At 72.7% G+C, this 15,435-nt stretch carries 15 protein-coding genes; 12 read left to right on the forward strand and 3 right to left on the reverse strand.

Annotated features, from left to right (window positions below; genetic code table 11):
• Positions 1 to 201 precede the first annotated feature (201 nt).
• The 7 genes from rpsD to VTA80_RS20170 all read left to right on the forward strand — a co-directional run bounded on the left by rpsD (position 202) and on the right by VTA80_RS20170 (position 7,219).
• Positions 202 to 828 carry a 30S ribosomal protein S4 gene (gene rpsD, locus VTA80_RS20140; RefSeq protein WP_407342843.1) on the forward strand — a complete coding sequence of 209 codons (627 nt, stop codon included), beginning with the start codon at positions 202 to 204 and terminating at the stop codon, positions 826 to 828.
• Between the two features lie 131 nt (positions 829 to 959).
• On the forward strand, positions 960 to 1,328 hold the full coding sequence (locus tag VTA80_RS20145) for a DUF948 domain-containing protein (RefSeq protein WP_407342844.1): 369 nt from the start codon (positions 960 to 962) through the stop codon (positions 1,326 to 1,328).
• Complete coding sequence (locus tag VTA80_RS20150; protein WP_407342845.1) at positions 1,325 to 1,768, forward strand: hypothetical protein; 444 nt, start codon at positions 1,325 to 1,327, stop codon at positions 1,766 to 1,768. The genes VTA80_RS20145 and VTA80_RS20150 overlap by 4 nt, the downstream gene beginning before the upstream one ends.
• A gap of 67 nt (positions 1,769 to 1,835) precedes the next feature.
• On the forward strand, positions 1,836 to 4,514 hold the full coding sequence (alaS, locus tag VTA80_RS20155; protein WP_407342846.1) for an alanine--tRNA ligase: 2,679 nt from the start codon (positions 1,836 to 1,838) through the stop codon (positions 4,512 to 4,514).
• A gap of 28 nt (positions 4,515 to 4,542) precedes the next feature.
• Positions 4,543 to 5,103: a Holliday junction resolvase RuvX gene (gene ruvX, locus VTA80_RS20160; protein WP_407342847.1), complete on the forward strand. Its 561-nt coding sequence runs from the start codon at positions 4,543 to 4,545 to the stop codon at positions 5,101 to 5,103.
• Between the two features lie 2 nt (positions 5,104 to 5,105).
• Positions 5,106 to 6,323, forward strand: coding sequence for an endolytic transglycosylase MltG (gene mltG, locus VTA80_RS20165; RefSeq protein WP_407342848.1), 1,218 nt, complete (start codon positions 5,106 to 5,108; stop codon positions 6,321 to 6,323).
• Positions 6,320 to 7,219 (forward strand): shikimate dehydrogenase, encoded by a 900-nt coding sequence (locus VTA80_RS20170; protein WP_407342849.1) that lies wholly within the window; start codon positions 6,320 to 6,322, stop codon positions 7,217 to 7,219. The genes mltG and VTA80_RS20170 overlap by 4 nt, the downstream gene beginning before the upstream one ends.
• 41 nt (positions 7,220 to 7,260) lie before the next feature.
• Here VTA80_RS20170 and VTA80_RS20175 read toward each other — a convergent pair whose 3' ends face one another.
• Both VTA80_RS20175 and VTA80_RS20180 read right to left on the reverse strand, forming a co-directional pair.
• Positions 7,261 to 9,372 carry a hypothetical protein gene (locus VTA80_RS20175; RefSeq protein WP_407342850.1) on the reverse strand — a complete coding sequence of 704 codons (2,112 nt, stop codon included), beginning with the start codon at positions 9,370 to 9,372 and terminating at the stop codon, positions 7,261 to 7,263.
• Between the two features lie 61 nt (positions 9,373 to 9,433).
• Entirely contained in the window at positions 9,434 to 10,102 is a 669-nt protein-coding gene (locus tag VTA80_RS20180; protein WP_407342851.1) for a nitroreductase family protein, read from the reverse strand.
• 79 nt (positions 10,103 to 10,181) lie between these two features.
• Between VTA80_RS20180 and VTA80_RS20185 the strand changes: the two genes are divergently transcribed.
• From VTA80_RS20185 to VTA80_RS20205, 5 genes are all read left to right on the forward strand, one after another.
• Complete coding sequence (locus VTA80_RS20185) at positions 10,182 to 10,454, forward strand: DUF2277 domain-containing protein (RefSeq protein ID WP_407342852.1); 273 nt, start codon at positions 10,182 to 10,184, stop codon at positions 10,452 to 10,454.
• A gap of 91 nt (positions 10,455 to 10,545) precedes the next feature.
• A complete protein-coding gene (locus VTA80_RS20190; RefSeq protein WP_407342853.1) occupies positions 10,546 to 11,109 on the forward strand; it encodes a hypothetical protein in 564 nt (187 codons plus the stop codon).
• Between the two features lie 72 nt (positions 11,110 to 11,181).
• Positions 11,182 to 12,231 carry a zinc-binding dehydrogenase gene (locus tag VTA80_RS20195; protein WP_407342854.1) on the forward strand — a complete coding sequence of 350 codons (1,050 nt, stop codon included), beginning with the start codon at positions 11,182 to 11,184 and terminating at the stop codon, positions 12,229 to 12,231.
• The gene (locus tag VTA80_RS20200) at positions 12,228 to 13,739 is read left to right on the forward strand and encodes an FGGY-family carbohydrate kinase (protein ID WP_407342855.1); all 1,512 of its coding nucleotides are present in this window, start codon (positions 12,228 to 12,230) and stop codon (positions 13,737 to 13,739) included. Before VTA80_RS20195 ends, VTA80_RS20200 begins: the two co-directional genes overlap by 4 nt.
• A 67-nt stretch (positions 13,740 to 13,806) precedes the next feature.
• Complete coding sequence (locus tag VTA80_RS20205) at positions 13,807 to 14,397, forward strand: carboxymuconolactone decarboxylase family protein (protein ID WP_407342856.1); 591 nt, start codon at positions 13,807 to 13,809, stop codon at positions 14,395 to 14,397.
• Between the two features lie 29 nt (positions 14,398 to 14,426).
• On the opposite strand, the gene VTA80_RS20210 is transcribed toward VTA80_RS20205, so the two are convergent.
• Positions 14,427 to 15,398 carry a diacylglycerol/lipid kinase family protein gene (locus VTA80_RS20210; RefSeq protein ID WP_407342857.1) on the reverse strand — a complete coding sequence of 324 codons (972 nt, stop codon included), beginning with the start codon at positions 15,396 to 15,398 and terminating at the stop codon, positions 14,427 to 14,429.
• Positions 15,399 to 15,435 lie beyond the last annotated feature (37 nt).

Genomic DNA, 15,435 nt, shown 5'->3' on the forward strand with positions numbered 1-15,435 from the left:
GCTGGGGGAGTGGTGGGTGGGGTGGGGGACCGGGGTGCGGTAGGATTCTCGGGTTGTCTGGTGGGCTGCGCGTTTGCGTGCGGTCCCATGGCACCCCTGGGGCCTTAGCCGCGCGAGCGATCGCGCACACAGGTCGGCCCCACGCCCGCCGGAACCACTCCGACTCGGGTGTGACGTCTACAACGACAGGATGTAACGCAAGTGAGCAGTGTGACCCGTTCGCGCCGTCAGGTGCGGCTTTCCCGTGCGCTGGGGCTTGCCCTCACGCCGAAGGCCGTCAAGCACTTCGAGAAGCGCCCCTACCCGCCCGGCGAGCACGGCCGCGCCCGTCGCCGCACCGAGTCGGACTACGCCGTCCGCCTTCGGGAGAAGCAGCGTCTGCGCGCCCAGTACGGCATCCGCGAGAAGCAGATGGCCCGTGCGTTCGAAGACGCTCGCAAGGAGAAGGGCCTGACCGGTGAGTCGCTGGTCGAGCTGCTCGAGATGCGTCTCGACGCGCTCGTCCTTCGCGCCGGCTTCGCCCGCACGATCCTCCAGGCCCGCCAGGACGTCGTGCACCGTCACATCCTCGTCGATGGCGAGATCGTGGACCGGCCGTCCTTCCGCGTGAAGCCCGGCCAGACGATCCAGGTCAAGGCGAAGAGCCAGGGCATGGTTCCGTTCCAGGTCGCCGCCGCCGGTGCGCACCGCGATGTCCTTCCGGCCGTGCCGGGGTACTTGGAGGTTCAGCTCGAGAAGCTGACCGCCGTGCTCTCGCGTCGCCCGAAGCGCGTCGAGGTTCCCGTGACCTGCGAGGTCCAGCTGGTCGTCGAGTACTACGCACGCTGATCTCCCGCTGAGCACCCCGTTCGCAGCCCTTACCGGCCGCGAACGGGGTGTTTGCGTATCCAGGTAAGGTTTCAGGCGGTCCGCCTCGGTGTCGGTGCGGTCCGGAGCGCAACGGTGTGGAGGAGCAGAACATGTCCGTCGGAGACATCGCTGGACTGATCGCGGCGATCGCGTTCGTCCTGCTCGTGGGCGTGCTCGCAGTGCCCCTCGTCAAGCTCGGCCGGGTGCTCGACGAGGCCCGGCTGTCGGTCAAGGAGCTCACCGACCACTCGGTGCCGATCCTCGACGAGACCGCGGCGACCGTGGCCTCGACCAACGTCCAGCTCACCCGGGTCGACTCGATCACCACCGCGGCCGTGTCGGTCAGCGAGAACGTCTCCGCCCTGACGTCGCTGTTCGCCGCGACCGTCGGCGGCCCGATGGTCAAGGTCGCTGCCTTCTCCTACGCGGTGCGCCGCGCGTTCGGTGGCCTGACCGGCCAGGGACGGTCGCCACGATGAAGCGGTTGTTCTGGATCGGTGTCGGGTCCGTGGTGACCGTCGTCGTGATCCGCAAGGTGCGCGGTCTCATCGACGCACACACACCACCCGGCGTCGCGCAGGCCGCAGGTGTCGTGAGCGGGCTGGGCGGTGCGCTGCGCTCGGCGCGCAGCGAGTTCTCGGCCGGGCTCGCCGAGCGCGAGGCCGAGCTGCGCCACGAGCTGCTTGGCGACGTCGACCTCGACGAGGCACGCGAGCGGGCCGACTCCTGGCGTGCCGACCGTCACCAGCAGCGCGGGACCGGCCACGGCCGGTCCTGGCCCGCGTCGTCGGACGCCAAGACCCGGCCGGGACGGCATACCGACCCGACCCCCACCGGCGAGCTGCCGACCCGCACCGCTCCCGCCGGCGAGATCGCCCAGGACCCCGGTGACGGCGAGCTCGGCTACTCGTTCTTCTAGCCCCCAGACCCTTCGCCCCGGGGCTCTGCCCCGGAACACGTAGCACTCGACCGACCTTGAGGTATAAATGCGCACCGCCGAGATCCGCCAGCGTTGGCTCGACTTCTTCTCGAGCCGAGGCCATGCCGTCGTGCCTTCCGCCTCCCTCATCTCCGAGGACCCGTCCCTGCTGTTCACGGTCGCCGGGATGGTGCCGTTCATCCCGTACATGGTCGGCGAACGCACCCCGCCGTGGAAGCGCGCGACCAGCGTGCAGAAGTGCGTGCGCACCCTCGACATCGAGGAGGTCGGCAAGACCACCCGGCACGGCACGTTCTTCCAGATGAACGGCAACTTCTCCTTCGGTGACTACTTCAAGGCCGGCGCCATCCGGTTCGCGTGGGAGCTCATCACCACCCCGCAGGATCAGGGCGGCTACGGGTTCGACCCCGAGGTCATCTGGGTCACCGTCTACCAGGACGACGACGAGTCGATCGCGCTCTGGCAGGAGATCGCGGGCCTGCCCACCGAGCGCATCCAGCGCCGCGGCAAGAAGGACAACTACTGGCACACGGGTGCGGCCGGCCCGGCGGGTCCCTGCTCGGAGATCTACGTCGACCGCGGTCCCGAGTTCGGCGCCGACGGCGGCCCGGTGGCCGACGAGGACCGGTACCTCGAGATCTGGAACCTGGTCTTCATGCAGTACGTCATCGACGACGTGCGCAGCAAGGAGGACTTCCGGGTCGTCCGCGAGCTCGAGCACAAGAACATCGACACCGGCATGGGCCTTGAGCGCGTCGCGCTGCTGCTCCAGGGCGTCGACAACATGTACGAGATCGACGAGATCTTCCCGGTGATCCTCGCTGCGCAGAAGATCTCGGGCCGCACCTACGGTGCCAACCACGACGACGACGTCCGCATGCGCGTCGTGGCCGACCACGTGCGTTCGGCGCTCATGCTCATCAGCGACGGCGTCGTGCCCTCGAACGAGGGCCGCGGCTACGTGCTGCGCCGGCTGCTGCGACGCACGGTGCGGTCCATGCGCCTGCTCGGCGTCGAGGCCCGCACGTTCGGCGAGCTGTTCCCCGTCTCGCGGGACGCGATGCAGAGCTCCTACCCCGAGGTCGGTACCGACTTCGCGCGCATCAGCCGGATCGCGTACGCCGAGGAAGAGGCGTTCCGCCGCACGCTCGCGTCCGGCACGACGATCCTCGACACGGCGGTGGCCGGGGTCAAGGCCGAGTCCCCGACGGCGCCCACCCTGTCGGGCGAGGCGGCGTTCACGCTGCACGACACCTACGGCTTCCCGATCGACCTCACCCTCGAGATGGCGGCCGAGCAGGGCGTCGCCGTCGACGAGAAGGCCTTCCGGGCGCTCATGCAGGAGCAGCGCCAGCGCGCCCGCGCCGACGCGATGGCCAAGAAGACCGGCATCGCCGGCACCGCCGCGTATCAACAGCTCCAGAGCGAGCTCGCCGCGCCGGTGGAGTTCCTCGGCTACACGCAGACCTCCGCCCGCGTGCAGGTGCAGGCCCTCCTGGTCGACGGCGTCCCGGCGCTCACCGCGTCGGCCCCGGCCGACGTCGAGCTCGTGCTCGACCGCACGCCGTTCTACGCGGAAGCCGGCGGCCAGCTCGCCGATCAGGGCACGATCCTGCTCGACTCGGGCGCGACCATCGAGGTCGCCGACGTGCAGGCGCCCATCAAGGGCATGTCCGTGCACCGCGGCCGCCTGATCGAGGGCACGGTCACGGTCGGCGACAAGGGCTTCGGCGAGATCGACCTCGCGCGGCGCAAGGCGATCAGCCGCGCGCACTCCGCGACCCACATGGTCCACAAGGCCCTGCGCGAGACGCTCGGCGACACGGCCACGCAGGCCGGTTCCGAGAACGCGCCGAGCCGCATCCGGTTCGACTTCCGGCACGGCACCGGCCTGCCCGCCGGCGCCCTGGCCGAGATCGAGGAGCGTGTCAACTCCCAGCTCGCCGAGGACCTCGAGGTCACCGAAGAGATCATGTCGCTCGACGCCGCGCGCGCCACGGGCGCCATGGCGCTGTTCGGGGAGAAGTACGGCGACCGCGTCCGCGTCGTGTCGATCGGCGGCGCCTGGTCGCGCGAGCTGTGCGCCGGCACGCACGTCGCCCGGTCGGGCCAGCTCGGGCTGGTCACGCTGCTCGGCGAGGGGTCGATCGGCTCGGGCGTGCGCCGCGTCGACGCGCTCGTCGGTGATGGTGCCTACGGGTTCCAGGCCAAGGAGCACGCGCTCGTCGGCCAGCTCACGGGCCTGCTCAACGTGCGCACGGACGAGCTCCCGGACCGCGTGAGCGCGCTCGTGAACCGGCTGCGGGATGCCGAGAAGCAGCTCGCCCAGCTCAACCAGGCCAACCTGCTCCTGTCCGCGGAGAAGCTCGTGGCCGGGGCCACGACGTCGGGCGACGGCACGCGCGTCGTCGTGCACGACGCCGGCGAGGTCGCCTCCGCCGACGACCTGCGGGCGCTCGCGCTCGACCTGCGTAGCCGGCTCGGCGAGTCGGCGGCGACCGTCGTCGCGATCGGCGGGGTGAGCAAGGAGCGCCCGCTCGTGATCGTCGTGACCAACGCGGCCGCTCGGGCCGCCGGGATCCGGGCCGGTGCGCTCGTGCGGACCGCCTCGAAGGTGCTCGGCGGTGGCGGCGGCGGCAAGGACGACATGGCGCAGGGCGGTGGCACCGACGCGGCCGCGCTCGGGGCGGCTCTCGCGGGGATCTCGGCCGAGGTCGGGGCCTGAGTTGGCGGACGACGCAGACCGTCACCACGTGCCCGCCGCAGCCGGAGGCGTCCGCGCCCCGGCGGGCGAGGCGCACCGTCGGGTCGCCCGCGGGGTACGCCTCGGGGTCGACGTCGGGTCGGTCCGGGTCGGGTTCGCCACGAGCGACCCGGACGGTCTGATCGCGACCCCGATCGACACGCTGCCGCGCGCCACCTCGCTGGCCCGGATCGTGCGCGAGGTGGGCGAACGGGGCGCCGTCATCGTCTACGTGGGGCTGCCGGTGCACCTGTCCGGAGCAGAGGGTTCGGCGTCTGAGGCCGCGCGGAACTACGCTGGGGCGCTGGCAACGGCTATCGCACCCGTCGTGGTGCGCATGGTGGATGAGCGGATGAGCACGGTTTCCGCGCATCGGGCGTTGCATGAGTCGGGAAGATCGGGTCGCAGTCACCGGCAGGTCGTCGATCAGGCGGCCGCCGTGGTGATCCTGCAATCCGCTCTGGAGAAGGAACGCGTCACGGGGTCACGCGCCGGGGAGCTGGTCGAAGGAGACCGGTCCCGGACGGTTGGGCACGGTCCATCGGACAACGGCAAGGCAACGGAGCGGTGAGAGTGCGTAGCGACGAACCGGGCGAGCAGACGGGCGGCATGCAGTGGCCGGCCGTGCAGAACGGAGGGAAGAGCGCGGTGAGCGAGATCTTCGCCGACGACGAATCCCCCCAGCCTGCCGCTGCCCCGGCACCGGCGACCCGGTCCCGCCGCCGCACCGCCGGCAAGGCGGCCAAGCGGCGCCGTCGTCGTCGCACCACGGTGCTGTTCGTTCTCGCGACGCTGCTGGTGGTCGCGGGCGGCTATGTGGTGTTCGACTTCGTCTCGCCGATGTTCAACGGCTCGTCCAAGGACGCCGTGTCGGACTTTCCCGGTCCGGGCCACGGCTCGGTCCAGGTGATCGTGAACCCGGGGGACACCGGCACCGCGATCGGCGCGACGCTGGCCGACGCCGGCGTCGTGGCGACCCAGAAGGCGTTCACCACGGCCTACCGCGCGAACCCCGACGCGGCGTCGATCCAGCCCGGTTCGTATGACCTGATGCTCGAGATGACCGGGGACGACGCCGTCGTGGCGCTGCTCGACCCCGCTCGCCGGGTCTCGTACAAGGTCACTGTCCCGGAGGGCCTCACCGCTGCGCAGATCTACGAACGGGTGTCGGCGGTCACGACGATCCCGGTGGCCGACCTGGCGGCCGCGTCCGCGGACCCGGCGATCGGTCTGCCGGCCGAGGCGGGCGGCAAGATCGAGGGGTGGCTGTTCCCAGCGACGTACTCGTTCGAGCCCGGGTCGACGGCGACGAGCATCCTGACGCAGATGGTCGCGCAGACCGTCGCCGTGTTCGACAAGGCGGGGGTGCCGCCCGAGCAGCGGCAGACGGTGCTGATCAAGGCGTCCCTCGTCGAGCGCGAGGGTCGCTCGGCCGAGGACCGCGCCAAGATCGCGCAGGCGATCGAAAACCGGCTCGGGCGTGAGATGAAGCTCGACATCGACGCGTCGCTCGCCTACGGGCTCGGCAAGCCCGGGACCGGCCTGACGAACGCGGACAAGGAGAGCGACAGCCCGTACAACCTGTACAAGGTCACGGGCCTGCCGCCGGGGCCGATCGCCTCGCCGGGTGAGGAGTCCATCAACGCGGTGCTCAACCCGACGCCGGGGGACTGGCTGTTCTGGGTCGCGGTCAACCTCGACACCGGGGAGACGCTGTTCGCGAACAACCTCGCCGACCACGACGCGAACGTGCAGAAGCTGCGCGAGTGGCAGGCCGCGAACGCCGGGTGAGCGACGTTCAGGGGGTCGTTCACCGCGCGGCTGTGCTGGGTCACCCCGTGGCCCACTCGCTCTCGCCGACGCTCCACCGGGCGGCCTACGCAGCGCTCGGGCTCGCGGACTGGCGGTATGACGCCGTCGACGTGACGTCGGAGCAGCTGGCGCAGTTCGTGACCGGTCTGGACGAGACGTGGGCCGGGCTCAGCCTGACGATGCCGCTCAAGCAGACCGTCCTGCCCCTGCTCGACCACATCGAGCCGCTCGCCGGCGTGGTCGGCGCGGTCAACACCGTGCTGATCCAGGGCGCAGGCGCGGGGCGCGTGCTGGTCGGGGCGAACACCGACGTGTATGGCCTGGTCGAGGCGCTGCGGGAGGGACTGGCTCGGGCCCCGGCGGGGGAGCACCCGGCGGACGTCACCCGTGGTGCCCCCGTGGCCCCGATCGCGGCCGTGCTCGGTGCCGGTGCGACCGCCGCCTCGACCCTCGCCGCCCTCGCGCAGCTCGGCTGCCCGACGCCGGTCGTCTACGTGCGCTCGCTGGGCCGGATCGGGGGGCTCATGCGGGCCGCCCACCGGATGGGGGTCGAGCCGCGGTTCGCGCTGCTGTCGACGGCCGCCGCCGAGCTCGCGGCGGTCGACCTCGTCGTGTCGACGCTGCCCGCGCACGCGGCCGACGACCTCGCACGCGAGCTCGACGCCCGGGCCGGCGTCCCGGGGGTGCTCCTGGACGTGGTCTACGAGCCGCGGCCGACGGCGCTGACGGTGGCCTGGCGCCGGGCGGACGGCGTGGCGGTCGGCGGGGAGCGGATGCTGCTGCACCAGGCCGTCGAGCAGGTCCGGCTCATGACCGCACGGGTCGCTCCGGTCGAGGCGATGGAGCAGGCCCTCAAGGACGCGCTCAGCGCGTAGGCCCGGCGCGGGCCGGCGCGGCCGTCCGGCCGTCCGGCCGGCTAGAAGCCGTTGAGCCGGTCCACGACCGGCAGCAGGTCCCCGACGTCGGTCCAGTTCACGGCGATGAAGTTGGGCAGCATGGCGCGCTCGGTCCGGCACTGCTCGACCCGGGCCCCGAGAACCTCCGCGGCGTTGACCTCCTGGGCGTCGGTGTAGAGCCGCGTGAACCCGCTCAACCAGTGGTTGACGAGCAGGAGCGGCGCGTCGGGCACGCCGCGGTTCGGCGCGCAGTCGAACGACGCTGCCGTCGGGTAGTCGTACCCGGTGTCCTGCACGTGGTCGAAGCCCTGGAGCAGCCACGGGTACCGGGTGCCGCCGCCCTCGTTCTCCATCAGGACGACGAGGCGCTGCCCGCTGTCGATCATCGTCCGGAGCGTCGGCCAGGCCGGGTCCGACGCCGTGGGCCGGTACACCGTGCGGCTCAGCCCGGCCGCGTCGATCGCCGACGCGGTGTCGGCCGGCGTGACGGCGTCCTGGATGAAGAGCGTCACGACCTCGCTCGGGTGGGCGTCGAGCCACGCCCGGACGCCCTCGAGCTCGCTGAGCAGTGGCGTGCCGCCGAGCTCGCAGAACGTGTGGCACAGGTAGGGCGCGACCGGGCCGGACGGAGGACCGCCACCGGCCTGGATCTGGGTGACGATCCGCGAGACGGAGTCCAGCACCTCGGGGCCGAAGGTGAGCTTCGCCTCCGCGGCGGCGTCGGCGAAGTTGCTCGGGGCCGTGATGACCCCGCCGCCCGCCAGCGGCTGGCCGTACCAGGTGTCGATGAGCAGCACGCGGACCCCCTGATCGAGCAGCCCGACCAGTCCCGTGGCCTGCTCGGCCAGGTAGAAGCCTGCGTCCTCGGCGGACATCGCGTTGTGGGCGGCAGGGTAGGCGACGTCGTCGTACCGGCGGTCGCACAGGGCCGCGTGGCCGTTGCAGCCCGTCCGGGCGGTCGCGCTCGTGGCGGCGACCGCGCGCGGTGGCCGGGCGTTGACGGCGACCAGCGCGCCGACGAGCAGGATCCCCACCGACGCCGCCGCCACCGGCACGAGCCACCGGGACGAGGTCCACCGCGCGGGGGCACGGGTGACCCGGCCCTCGCGGGCCCGCGCGCGGCGGGTCGCCCAGGTCAGCTCGTCCAGGGCGTAGAGCACGACGAGGACGCCGACCAGCACTGCGACACCTCGGAGCATCGCGTCCGGCCAGAGCACGAGGCCGAGCCCGATCGCGCCGATCACCACCCCCCGCCCGACGGCCGCCATCGTCGAGGCCGGTCGCTGCGCGGCCCGCGCCAGGAGCGTGCGCACCCGGCGATCGACGTCGGCCGTGGGGATCGCCGCCGAGGTGACCAGCGCGACGAGGCCGCCGAGCAGCAGCGTGAGGGTCGCGATACCGAAGAGCGGCTGGCCGAACGCGGTCCACAGCGCCGATTCCACCGCGCCGGCCAGGGTCGAGCGGTCGAGCGAGGCGGCCCACACCTGCTGGCCGACGGCGCCCAGCAGCAGCAGCGCCCCGCCGACGGCCACCGCGACGCCCGCACCGTGGATCGCCTCCCGCCGGCGCGGGTGGACGGCCGTGGCGAGGGCCAGGCACGCGATCGCGAGCAGCGGGAGGAGCCAGGCCAGCGTGGCCGCGACGCGTGCGGCCGCGACCGCGACGCCCACGACGCCCCCTTGCCCGCCCACGGTGGACAGCGTGACCGGGAGATTCGCGGGGATGGCCGCGGCGGCCTCGGGGGAGGATGTGCGCAGCAGCGCGGCGACCACCGCGCCGAGGTCCGCCATCCGCAGCACGATCTGGGCCGAGTCGGGCGTGGTCAGCGCTGCGTGGGCCTGGCTCGCGGCGACCCGGACGATCGGGCTCACGGCGTCGCTCGCGACCACGCCCGCGGCCACCTGTGCGATCAGCGGCTTCACCGCCACGAGGTCCGGGCGGCTCGCCACCGCCGCGTCGGCGATCTCGTCCCCGACCGCTCGCGAGACGAAGGGATCCTGGCGGACCTGATCGACGTTGGCGACGAACCGCGGCCCGTCGAGCACCTCGCGGTTGATGAGCCCGGCCACCCCGGCGAGCGCCACCAGCACGGCGGCCAGGGCGAAGATCCCTCGGGCGATCCAGCGACGCACCGTCCACCACCTCGACTCGCCACCTCGTGGGCCGCGGGAGGTGCCCGCGCCAGGAGTCACGCTAGGCGAGATCGGGGACCCTGACCGCAGTTTGTTGCCAGTTTCCTCGATGCACGACGTCGTTCACGGCCTTGCGCGGGCGCGTTGCCGGCGATCCGCGGACGGCGGACGTCGGCGCCGGATGACCCACGGTGATCGCGCCGATCGGGGTGAACTGCTCGGGCACCCCGAACTCCGCGCGGAACTCGGCGGTCCGGTCGGGCGGGATGCCGAAGAAGCAGGCGCCGAGCCGCTCGTCCACGGCGGTCTGGAGGATGAGCAGGGCGGCCATGCCTGTGTCGACGTGCCAGTAGGGCACCGGCCAGCGCGCCTCGTCGCGATCGGTCCAGCCCTTGTCCGGCTCGGCGTACCGGCCGAGGTACGCCGCCTTGCACGACAGCGGCACGATGATGACGGGCGCGGTCCGCATGCCCCGGAGCCAACGGTCGGGCGTTGCTGCTGCGCCTGCTGCGACTGATGCGCCTCCTGTGCCCGCCGGGGTCGTAGCGCTCCAGAAGCGGTCGACGTCGGCCGCGGTGTCGAGCACGAGGAACGACCACCCCTGGCTGAACCCGGCGCTCGGTGCGCGCACGGCGTTGCGCAGCATCCGGTCCACGACGCCCGGCGCGACCGGTTTGGCCGAGTAGCTGCGCACCATGTGGCGCCGGCGCACGACGTCCTGGAAGTCCATGGCGCCGATCATGTCGCGTCGGCCCGCCGGCACCAAACGGGGCAGCCGTTGCGGACGGCTGCGAGCTAGCCTCGAGAGCATGTGCCGAAACATCCACACCCTCCACAACTTCGAGCCGGCCGCGACCGACGACGAGGTCCGGGCGGCCGCGCTGCAGTACGTCCGCAAGATCAGCGGCGCCACGAAGCCGTCCCAGGCCAACCGCGAGGCGTTCGACCGGGCGGTCGACGAGATCGCGCATGCCACGGGGCACCTCCTGGCGGCGCTCGTGACGACCGCGCCGGCCAAGGACCGCGAGGCCGAGGCCGCCGCACGTCGTGCGCGAGCTGCCAAGCGCTTCGCCACGACCTGACGGCGAGTTCGGTCCGCCCGGGGGCCGACCAACCTGTTCGCCCAGAGCGAGCAGGACGGTGTCGGGCGCGAGCGCGTGCGAGCCTGGGCTCATGACCGCGACCAGTGACGTCCTCAACCAGGTCGTGCCGACCCTCGTCCGGGTCGCGCACCGCCCCGGCGGGTGGCTGCTGCGAGCCGCTGCCGCGACGATCGGGGTATTCATGCTCCTCGGGCTCGGCTACGGCGCGCGCGGTGGCAGCTGGACCGGGTGGATCCCGTGCGCGCTCGCAGCTCTCCTGGCCGTGCCGGTCGTGGTGCTGGCCGTCCGGCGGGAGCGGCTCCAGGTCCAGACACAGGGGCTGCACCTGCACACCACCATCACGGGAGACACGTCGCTCGTCACCTACGACGCCGCCTCGCCGCGAGACCCCGTCCAGGACGAGCTCGAGGTGATCTCGGCGGCGATGGCCGAGAACGCCGTGCGCACGGCGCGGTTCTTCCCGCGGATCGAGGCCGCGCAGCGGGCTGGCCTGCGCGCCGCCGGTGGACCGGTCAACGCCCCCTACCTGCGCGACGACCTGCGCGTCACCCTGGGCGCGCTGATCGGCACGCTCGCCGCGATCCCGCTGGCGGTGCTCGGCTCGATCGTGGTGCTCGCCGCGCTGATGGCCTGATCGCGCGATCGGCGGACCGGCGCACGGTCTACAGTCGTCGACCATGTGCAACGGCGATGCAATCTCGTGGTCATGTTCGGCGCAAGCGGTCTCACGGACGGCCCTGAGCGCATGAGGGTCGCCCGGCTGCACGGGGTCGGCGATGTCCGTGTCGGCGACGAGGCACCGCCCGTCGCGGGGCCCGGTGAGCAGCTCGTGCGGGTGAGTGCCGTCGGCCTGTGCGGCTCCGACCTGCATTGGTTCACCGACGGCGGCATCGGCGACGCCCAGCTCACGCACCCCCTGGTCCTCGGGCACGAGTTCGCCGGCGTGGTCGTGGGCGGGCCCGACGACGGTCGCCGCGTCGCGGTGGATCCCGCGCAGCCCTGCGGCGCGTGCGTGGACTGCCTGGAGGGCAACCGCAACCTGTGCTCGACGCTCCTGTTCGCGGGGCACGGGGTCGACGGCGGCCTGCGCGAGCTCGTCGCGTGGCCGGCCGCGCTGCTGCACCGCGTGCCCGACGCGCTCAGCGACGCCGACGCCGCGATGCTCGAGCCCCTCGGGGTGGCGCTGCACGCGCACGACCTGGGCAAGCCGCGCATCGGTGCGGTCGTCGCGGTCGTGGGCTGCGGACCGATCGGGCTGTGCCTCATCCAGCTGGCGCGGGCCGCTGGCGCGAGCCGGATCGTGGCCGTGGAGCCGTTGGCGCACCGCCGTGCGGCGGCGGCCGCGCACGGCGCGGACGTGGTGCTCGACCCCGGCGCTCAGGACATCCTCGCCGAGCTGGCCGGTGCTACCGGTGGCCGGGGCGTCGACGTCGCGTTCGAGGCGGCGGGCACCGACAGTGGCGTCGCGCTCGCGGTGCACGCGGCCAAGGCCGGCGGCCGCGTCATCCTGGCCGGGATCCCCGGGGAGGACTCGACCACGTTCCCCGCCTCGATCGCGCGCCGCAAGGGCCTGACGATCAAGCTGGTGCGACGCATGAAGGAGATGTACCCCCGCACGACCCGGCTGGTGGACGACGGCGTCGTGGACGTCGCCTCGATCGTGTCCCACACCTTCGGGCTCGATCAGGCGAGCGAGGCCTTCCGGCTCGCGAGCGAGCGGGTCGGCCTGAAGATCATCGTCACCCCGAGCGTGTGAGCGACGCCGGGTTTGTCCTCGCCGTCGACTGCTCGACGACGGCGGCCAAGGCGGTCATCCACGACGCCGCGGGCGTCGTCGTCGCGCAGGCGTCCAGCCCGTTGGCCACGGCGCAGCCGCGCCCGGCCTGGCACGAGCAGGATGCCGAGGCGTGGTGGGTGGCGACGCGGATCGCCGTCGGGCAGGCCGTTGCGATGCTGCCCGACCCCGGCCTGATACGGGCGATGTGCCTCACGCACCAGCGCGAGTCGTTCGTCTGCCTGGGGGCGGACGGGCGTCCGCTGCGCCCCGCGATCCTGTGGCTCGACGGCCGCGCCCACGAGGAGATCGCCGCGCTCGGCACGGCACGGGTGCACGAGCTGTCCGGCAAGCCGCCGGACACGACCCCGGCGATCTACAAGCTGGCGTGGTTGGCCCGGCACGAGCCGGCGGTGCTCACCGGTGCGGTGCGCGTCGGCGATGTGCAGGCCTACCTCGCCTGGCGCCTGACCGGGCGATGGGCGACCGGCTCCGGGTCTGCTGACACCCTCGGGCTGTTCGACCTGCAGGCCATGGACTACTCGCCCGAGCTGTGCGAGCTGGCCGGGGTGCGCCAGGACCAGCTGCCTGAGCTGGTCGCCGCGGGCGACCTGATCGCGCCGCTGACCGCCGCCGCCGCCCGGGCGCTCGGGCTGCCCGGTCCCGTGCCACTGGTCGCGGGGATCGGCGACGGTCAGGCCGCCGGTCTGGGCCTGGGGGCGACCACCCCGGGGATCGCGTACCTGAACCTGGGCACGTCGATGGTGCTGGGCGTCCAGTCCGACACCTACCGGTGGGATCCGGCGTTCCGGACCCTGGCCGGGATCCGTCCCGGGGCCTACACGCTCGAGACCGTCCTCAACGCCGCCGCGTACGTCGCGACCTGGTGCCGCGAGCAGTTCGGCGAGCCCGACGCGGCCGGGGGGCCGGCCGGCGCGGAGCTCGAGGCCGCGGCCGCCCTGATCCCGATCGGTGCGGAGGGCCTGCTCACGCTGCCGTACTGGAACGCCGCTCAGACCCCGCACTGGGACGCGCTCGCGCGCGGCGCGACGATCGGGTGGCACGGGCGGCACACGCGCGCGCACCTGTACCGCTCGATCCTCGAGGGGGTCGGTTTCGAGCTGCGACAGCACGTCGAACGGCTCGAGGCCGTCACCGGCCAGCCCATCGAGTCGATCCGCGCGGTCGGCGGCGGCGCGCGCAGCGCGCTGTGGGTCCAGATCCTGGCGAACATCACCGGCCGGCCGGTGCGCGTGTGTGCGCAGGCCGAGGTCAGTGCTGCCGGCGCGGCCCTGCTCGCGTGGGACTACCTCGATCGTGCGGCGCGGCGGCCGGCCGCGCTCGGGCCGGTGCCCGCCGGGCGCGACGTCCAGCCCGATCCGTCGACAGCCGCCGGCTACACGGCGCTCTACCGTGTCTACGTCCAGCTGTACCCGGCCCTCTGTGGGCTGTTCGGTGGCCTCGCGGCGGCGGGGTCCGGGATCGAGTGATTCGCGGGTGTAGATCTCGGAGGTTCCGGGTCTTCTCCTGAACCCGGGTCAGGGTCACAATGTTGCGATGTTCATTGCCAGCGCGGGCGAGGACGTTGCTGAGGGCGACCTCGCCGAGTACTTCCGGACCCAACGTGCGGCGTGGGGGTTCCTGCCGAACTATGCCGCTGCGTTCTCCACCCGCCCGGACGTGGCGCAGGCGTGGAACGTCCTCAACGCGACCATCCGCGACGCGATGGATCGGCGGCGCTTCGAGATCGCCACGATCGCGGCAGCCCGAGGTCGTCGGTCCACGTACTGCACCGCGGCACACTCGAAGTTCCTCCGGGACGTGTGCGGGGACGAGACCGCGATGACCTCGATCGCCGAACAGCCCGACGGCGCTGCGCTCGATCCCGCAGACCGCGCGGTGTACACGTTCGCCGCCAAGGTCGCCGTCGACGCGGCCTCGATCGAGCAGCAGGACGTGGACCGGTTGCGCGAGGTCGGGCTGTCCGACGCCGACATCGCCGACGTCGTCTTCGCCGCCTCCGCCCGCTGCTTCTTTACCGCTGTCCTGGACGGTCTCGGGGCGCAGCTGGACCGCCAGACAGCCGAGACCTTTGCACCCGGTCTGCTCGAGTCGATGATCGTGGGCAGGCCGGTCGCGGGCGGATAGGCGCTCGCCGGCGCGGATCACACGAGGTGTCAGGACGCCGCGTCCGTCGCCGCCGGGATCGTCGGTTCGGATCCGGTCGGCACGCAGATCTCGATGGCACCCGGCCGTACAGCGACAGCGAGGGTGCGTCCGGGGTCGATGACGTCGCCGTCGAGCTGGCGGGGTTCGTCCCGGTCGCTGGTCACCGTGATGCGGGAACCACGCAGGACCTCCCGGTGGTGGACCCGGCGGCTGCGACGCACCACGCCCCAGGTCAGCGCAGCCCAGTGTCCGAGGGTGCGGGGCGTGAGGATCGCCACGTCGAACTGGCCGCCGCCGGGCGAGGCGTCCGGAAGGAGCTCGACCCCGCCCTGGAGTCGTCCGACGTTGCCGATGACGACCGTGCGCGCCCGACGGTTCATCGTGGGCCCGTCGTCGATGCGGATGTCGATGCTCATCCGGCGGTCGCGCAGGTGGCGCAGTGCGGACAGGACGTACGCCGGTGCGCCGATGCGGGCTTTGAGGGTCGTGGAGGCGTCCCCGAGCAGGGCGGCGTCGAAGCCGATCCCCGCCATGACTGCGAACGCGTGCCCGGCCACGTCGCCAACATCGATCCGGCGGCGGGCGCCCACGGTCGCCAGGCGAACCGCCGCTGCCGGATCCTTCGGTATGCCGAGATTGGTCGCGAGCAGGTTCCCGGTCCCGGCGGGCAGGATCGCCAGCGCGACGCCCGTATCGGCGAGCCCCTCGATGCACGAGCGGACGGTTCCGTCGCCGCCGCACACGAACACGAGCTGAGCGCCGTGGTCGATCGCGTGGCGGGCCTGGCCCGCGCCGGGGTCGTGCTCGGTCGTCTCGAGCCAGCTGGGCAGCGGCCAGCCGGCATCCGTGAGGACGGACTCGATGAGCGTGCGCCGTACCGGCATGTCTACGACGCGCACGGGGTTGAAGACCACCGCCGAGCGGAGCGGGCCGCGCGGCGACTGCGGGTGTTCAGTCGAAGCGGATGAGTTCGACGTCATGGACAATCCTTCGGCGGAGGGTGACAGCAGGCGATCG

It is taken from the genome of Pengzhenrongella phosphoraccumulans (assembly GCF_045689905.1).
In the GTDB taxonomy this organism is placed as follows: Bacteria; Actinomycetota; Actinomycetes; order Actinomycetales; family Cellulomonadaceae; genus Pengzhenrongella; species Pengzhenrongella phosphoraccumulans.

What these genes read in the sequence shown, in the direction of transcription:
- VTA80_RS20145 (WP_407342844.1), top strand. Translation starts at nt 960, where the DNA reads ATGTCCGTCGGAGACATCGCTGGACTGATCGCGGCGATCGCGTTCGTC.
- VTA80_RS20150 (WP_407342845.1), top strand. Translation starts at nt 1,325, where the DNA reads ATGAAGCGGTTGTTCTGGATCGGTGTCGGGTCCGTGGTGACCGTCGTC.
- alaS (WP_407342846.1), top strand. Translation starts at nt 1,836, where the DNA reads ATGCGCACCGCCGAGATCCGCCAGCGTTGGCTCGACTTCTTCTCGAGC.
- VTA80_RS20180 (WP_407342851.1), bottom strand. Translation starts at nt 10,102, where the DNA reads ATGGACTTCCAGGACGTCGTGCGCCGGCGCCACATGGTGCGCAGCTAC.
- VTA80_RS20185 (WP_407342852.1), top strand. Translation starts at nt 10,182, where the DNA reads ATGTGCCGAAACATCCACACCCTCCACAACTTCGAGCCGGCCGCGACC.
- VTA80_RS20190 (WP_407342853.1), top strand. Translation starts at nt 10,546, where the DNA reads ATGACCGCGACCAGTGACGTCCTCAACCAGGTCGTGCCGACCCTCGTC.
- VTA80_RS20195 (WP_407342854.1), top strand. Translation starts at nt 11,182, where the DNA reads ATGTTCGGCGCAAGCGGTCTCACGGACGGCCCTGAGCGCATGAGGGTC.
- VTA80_RS20205 (WP_407342856.1), top strand. Translation starts at nt 13,807, where the DNA reads ATGTTCATTGCCAGCGCGGGCGAGGACGTTGCTGAGGGCGACCTCGCC.
- VTA80_RS20210 (WP_407342857.1), bottom strand. Translation starts at nt 15,398, where the DNA reads ATGACGTCGAACTCATCCGCTTCGACTGAACACCCGCAGTCGCCGCGC.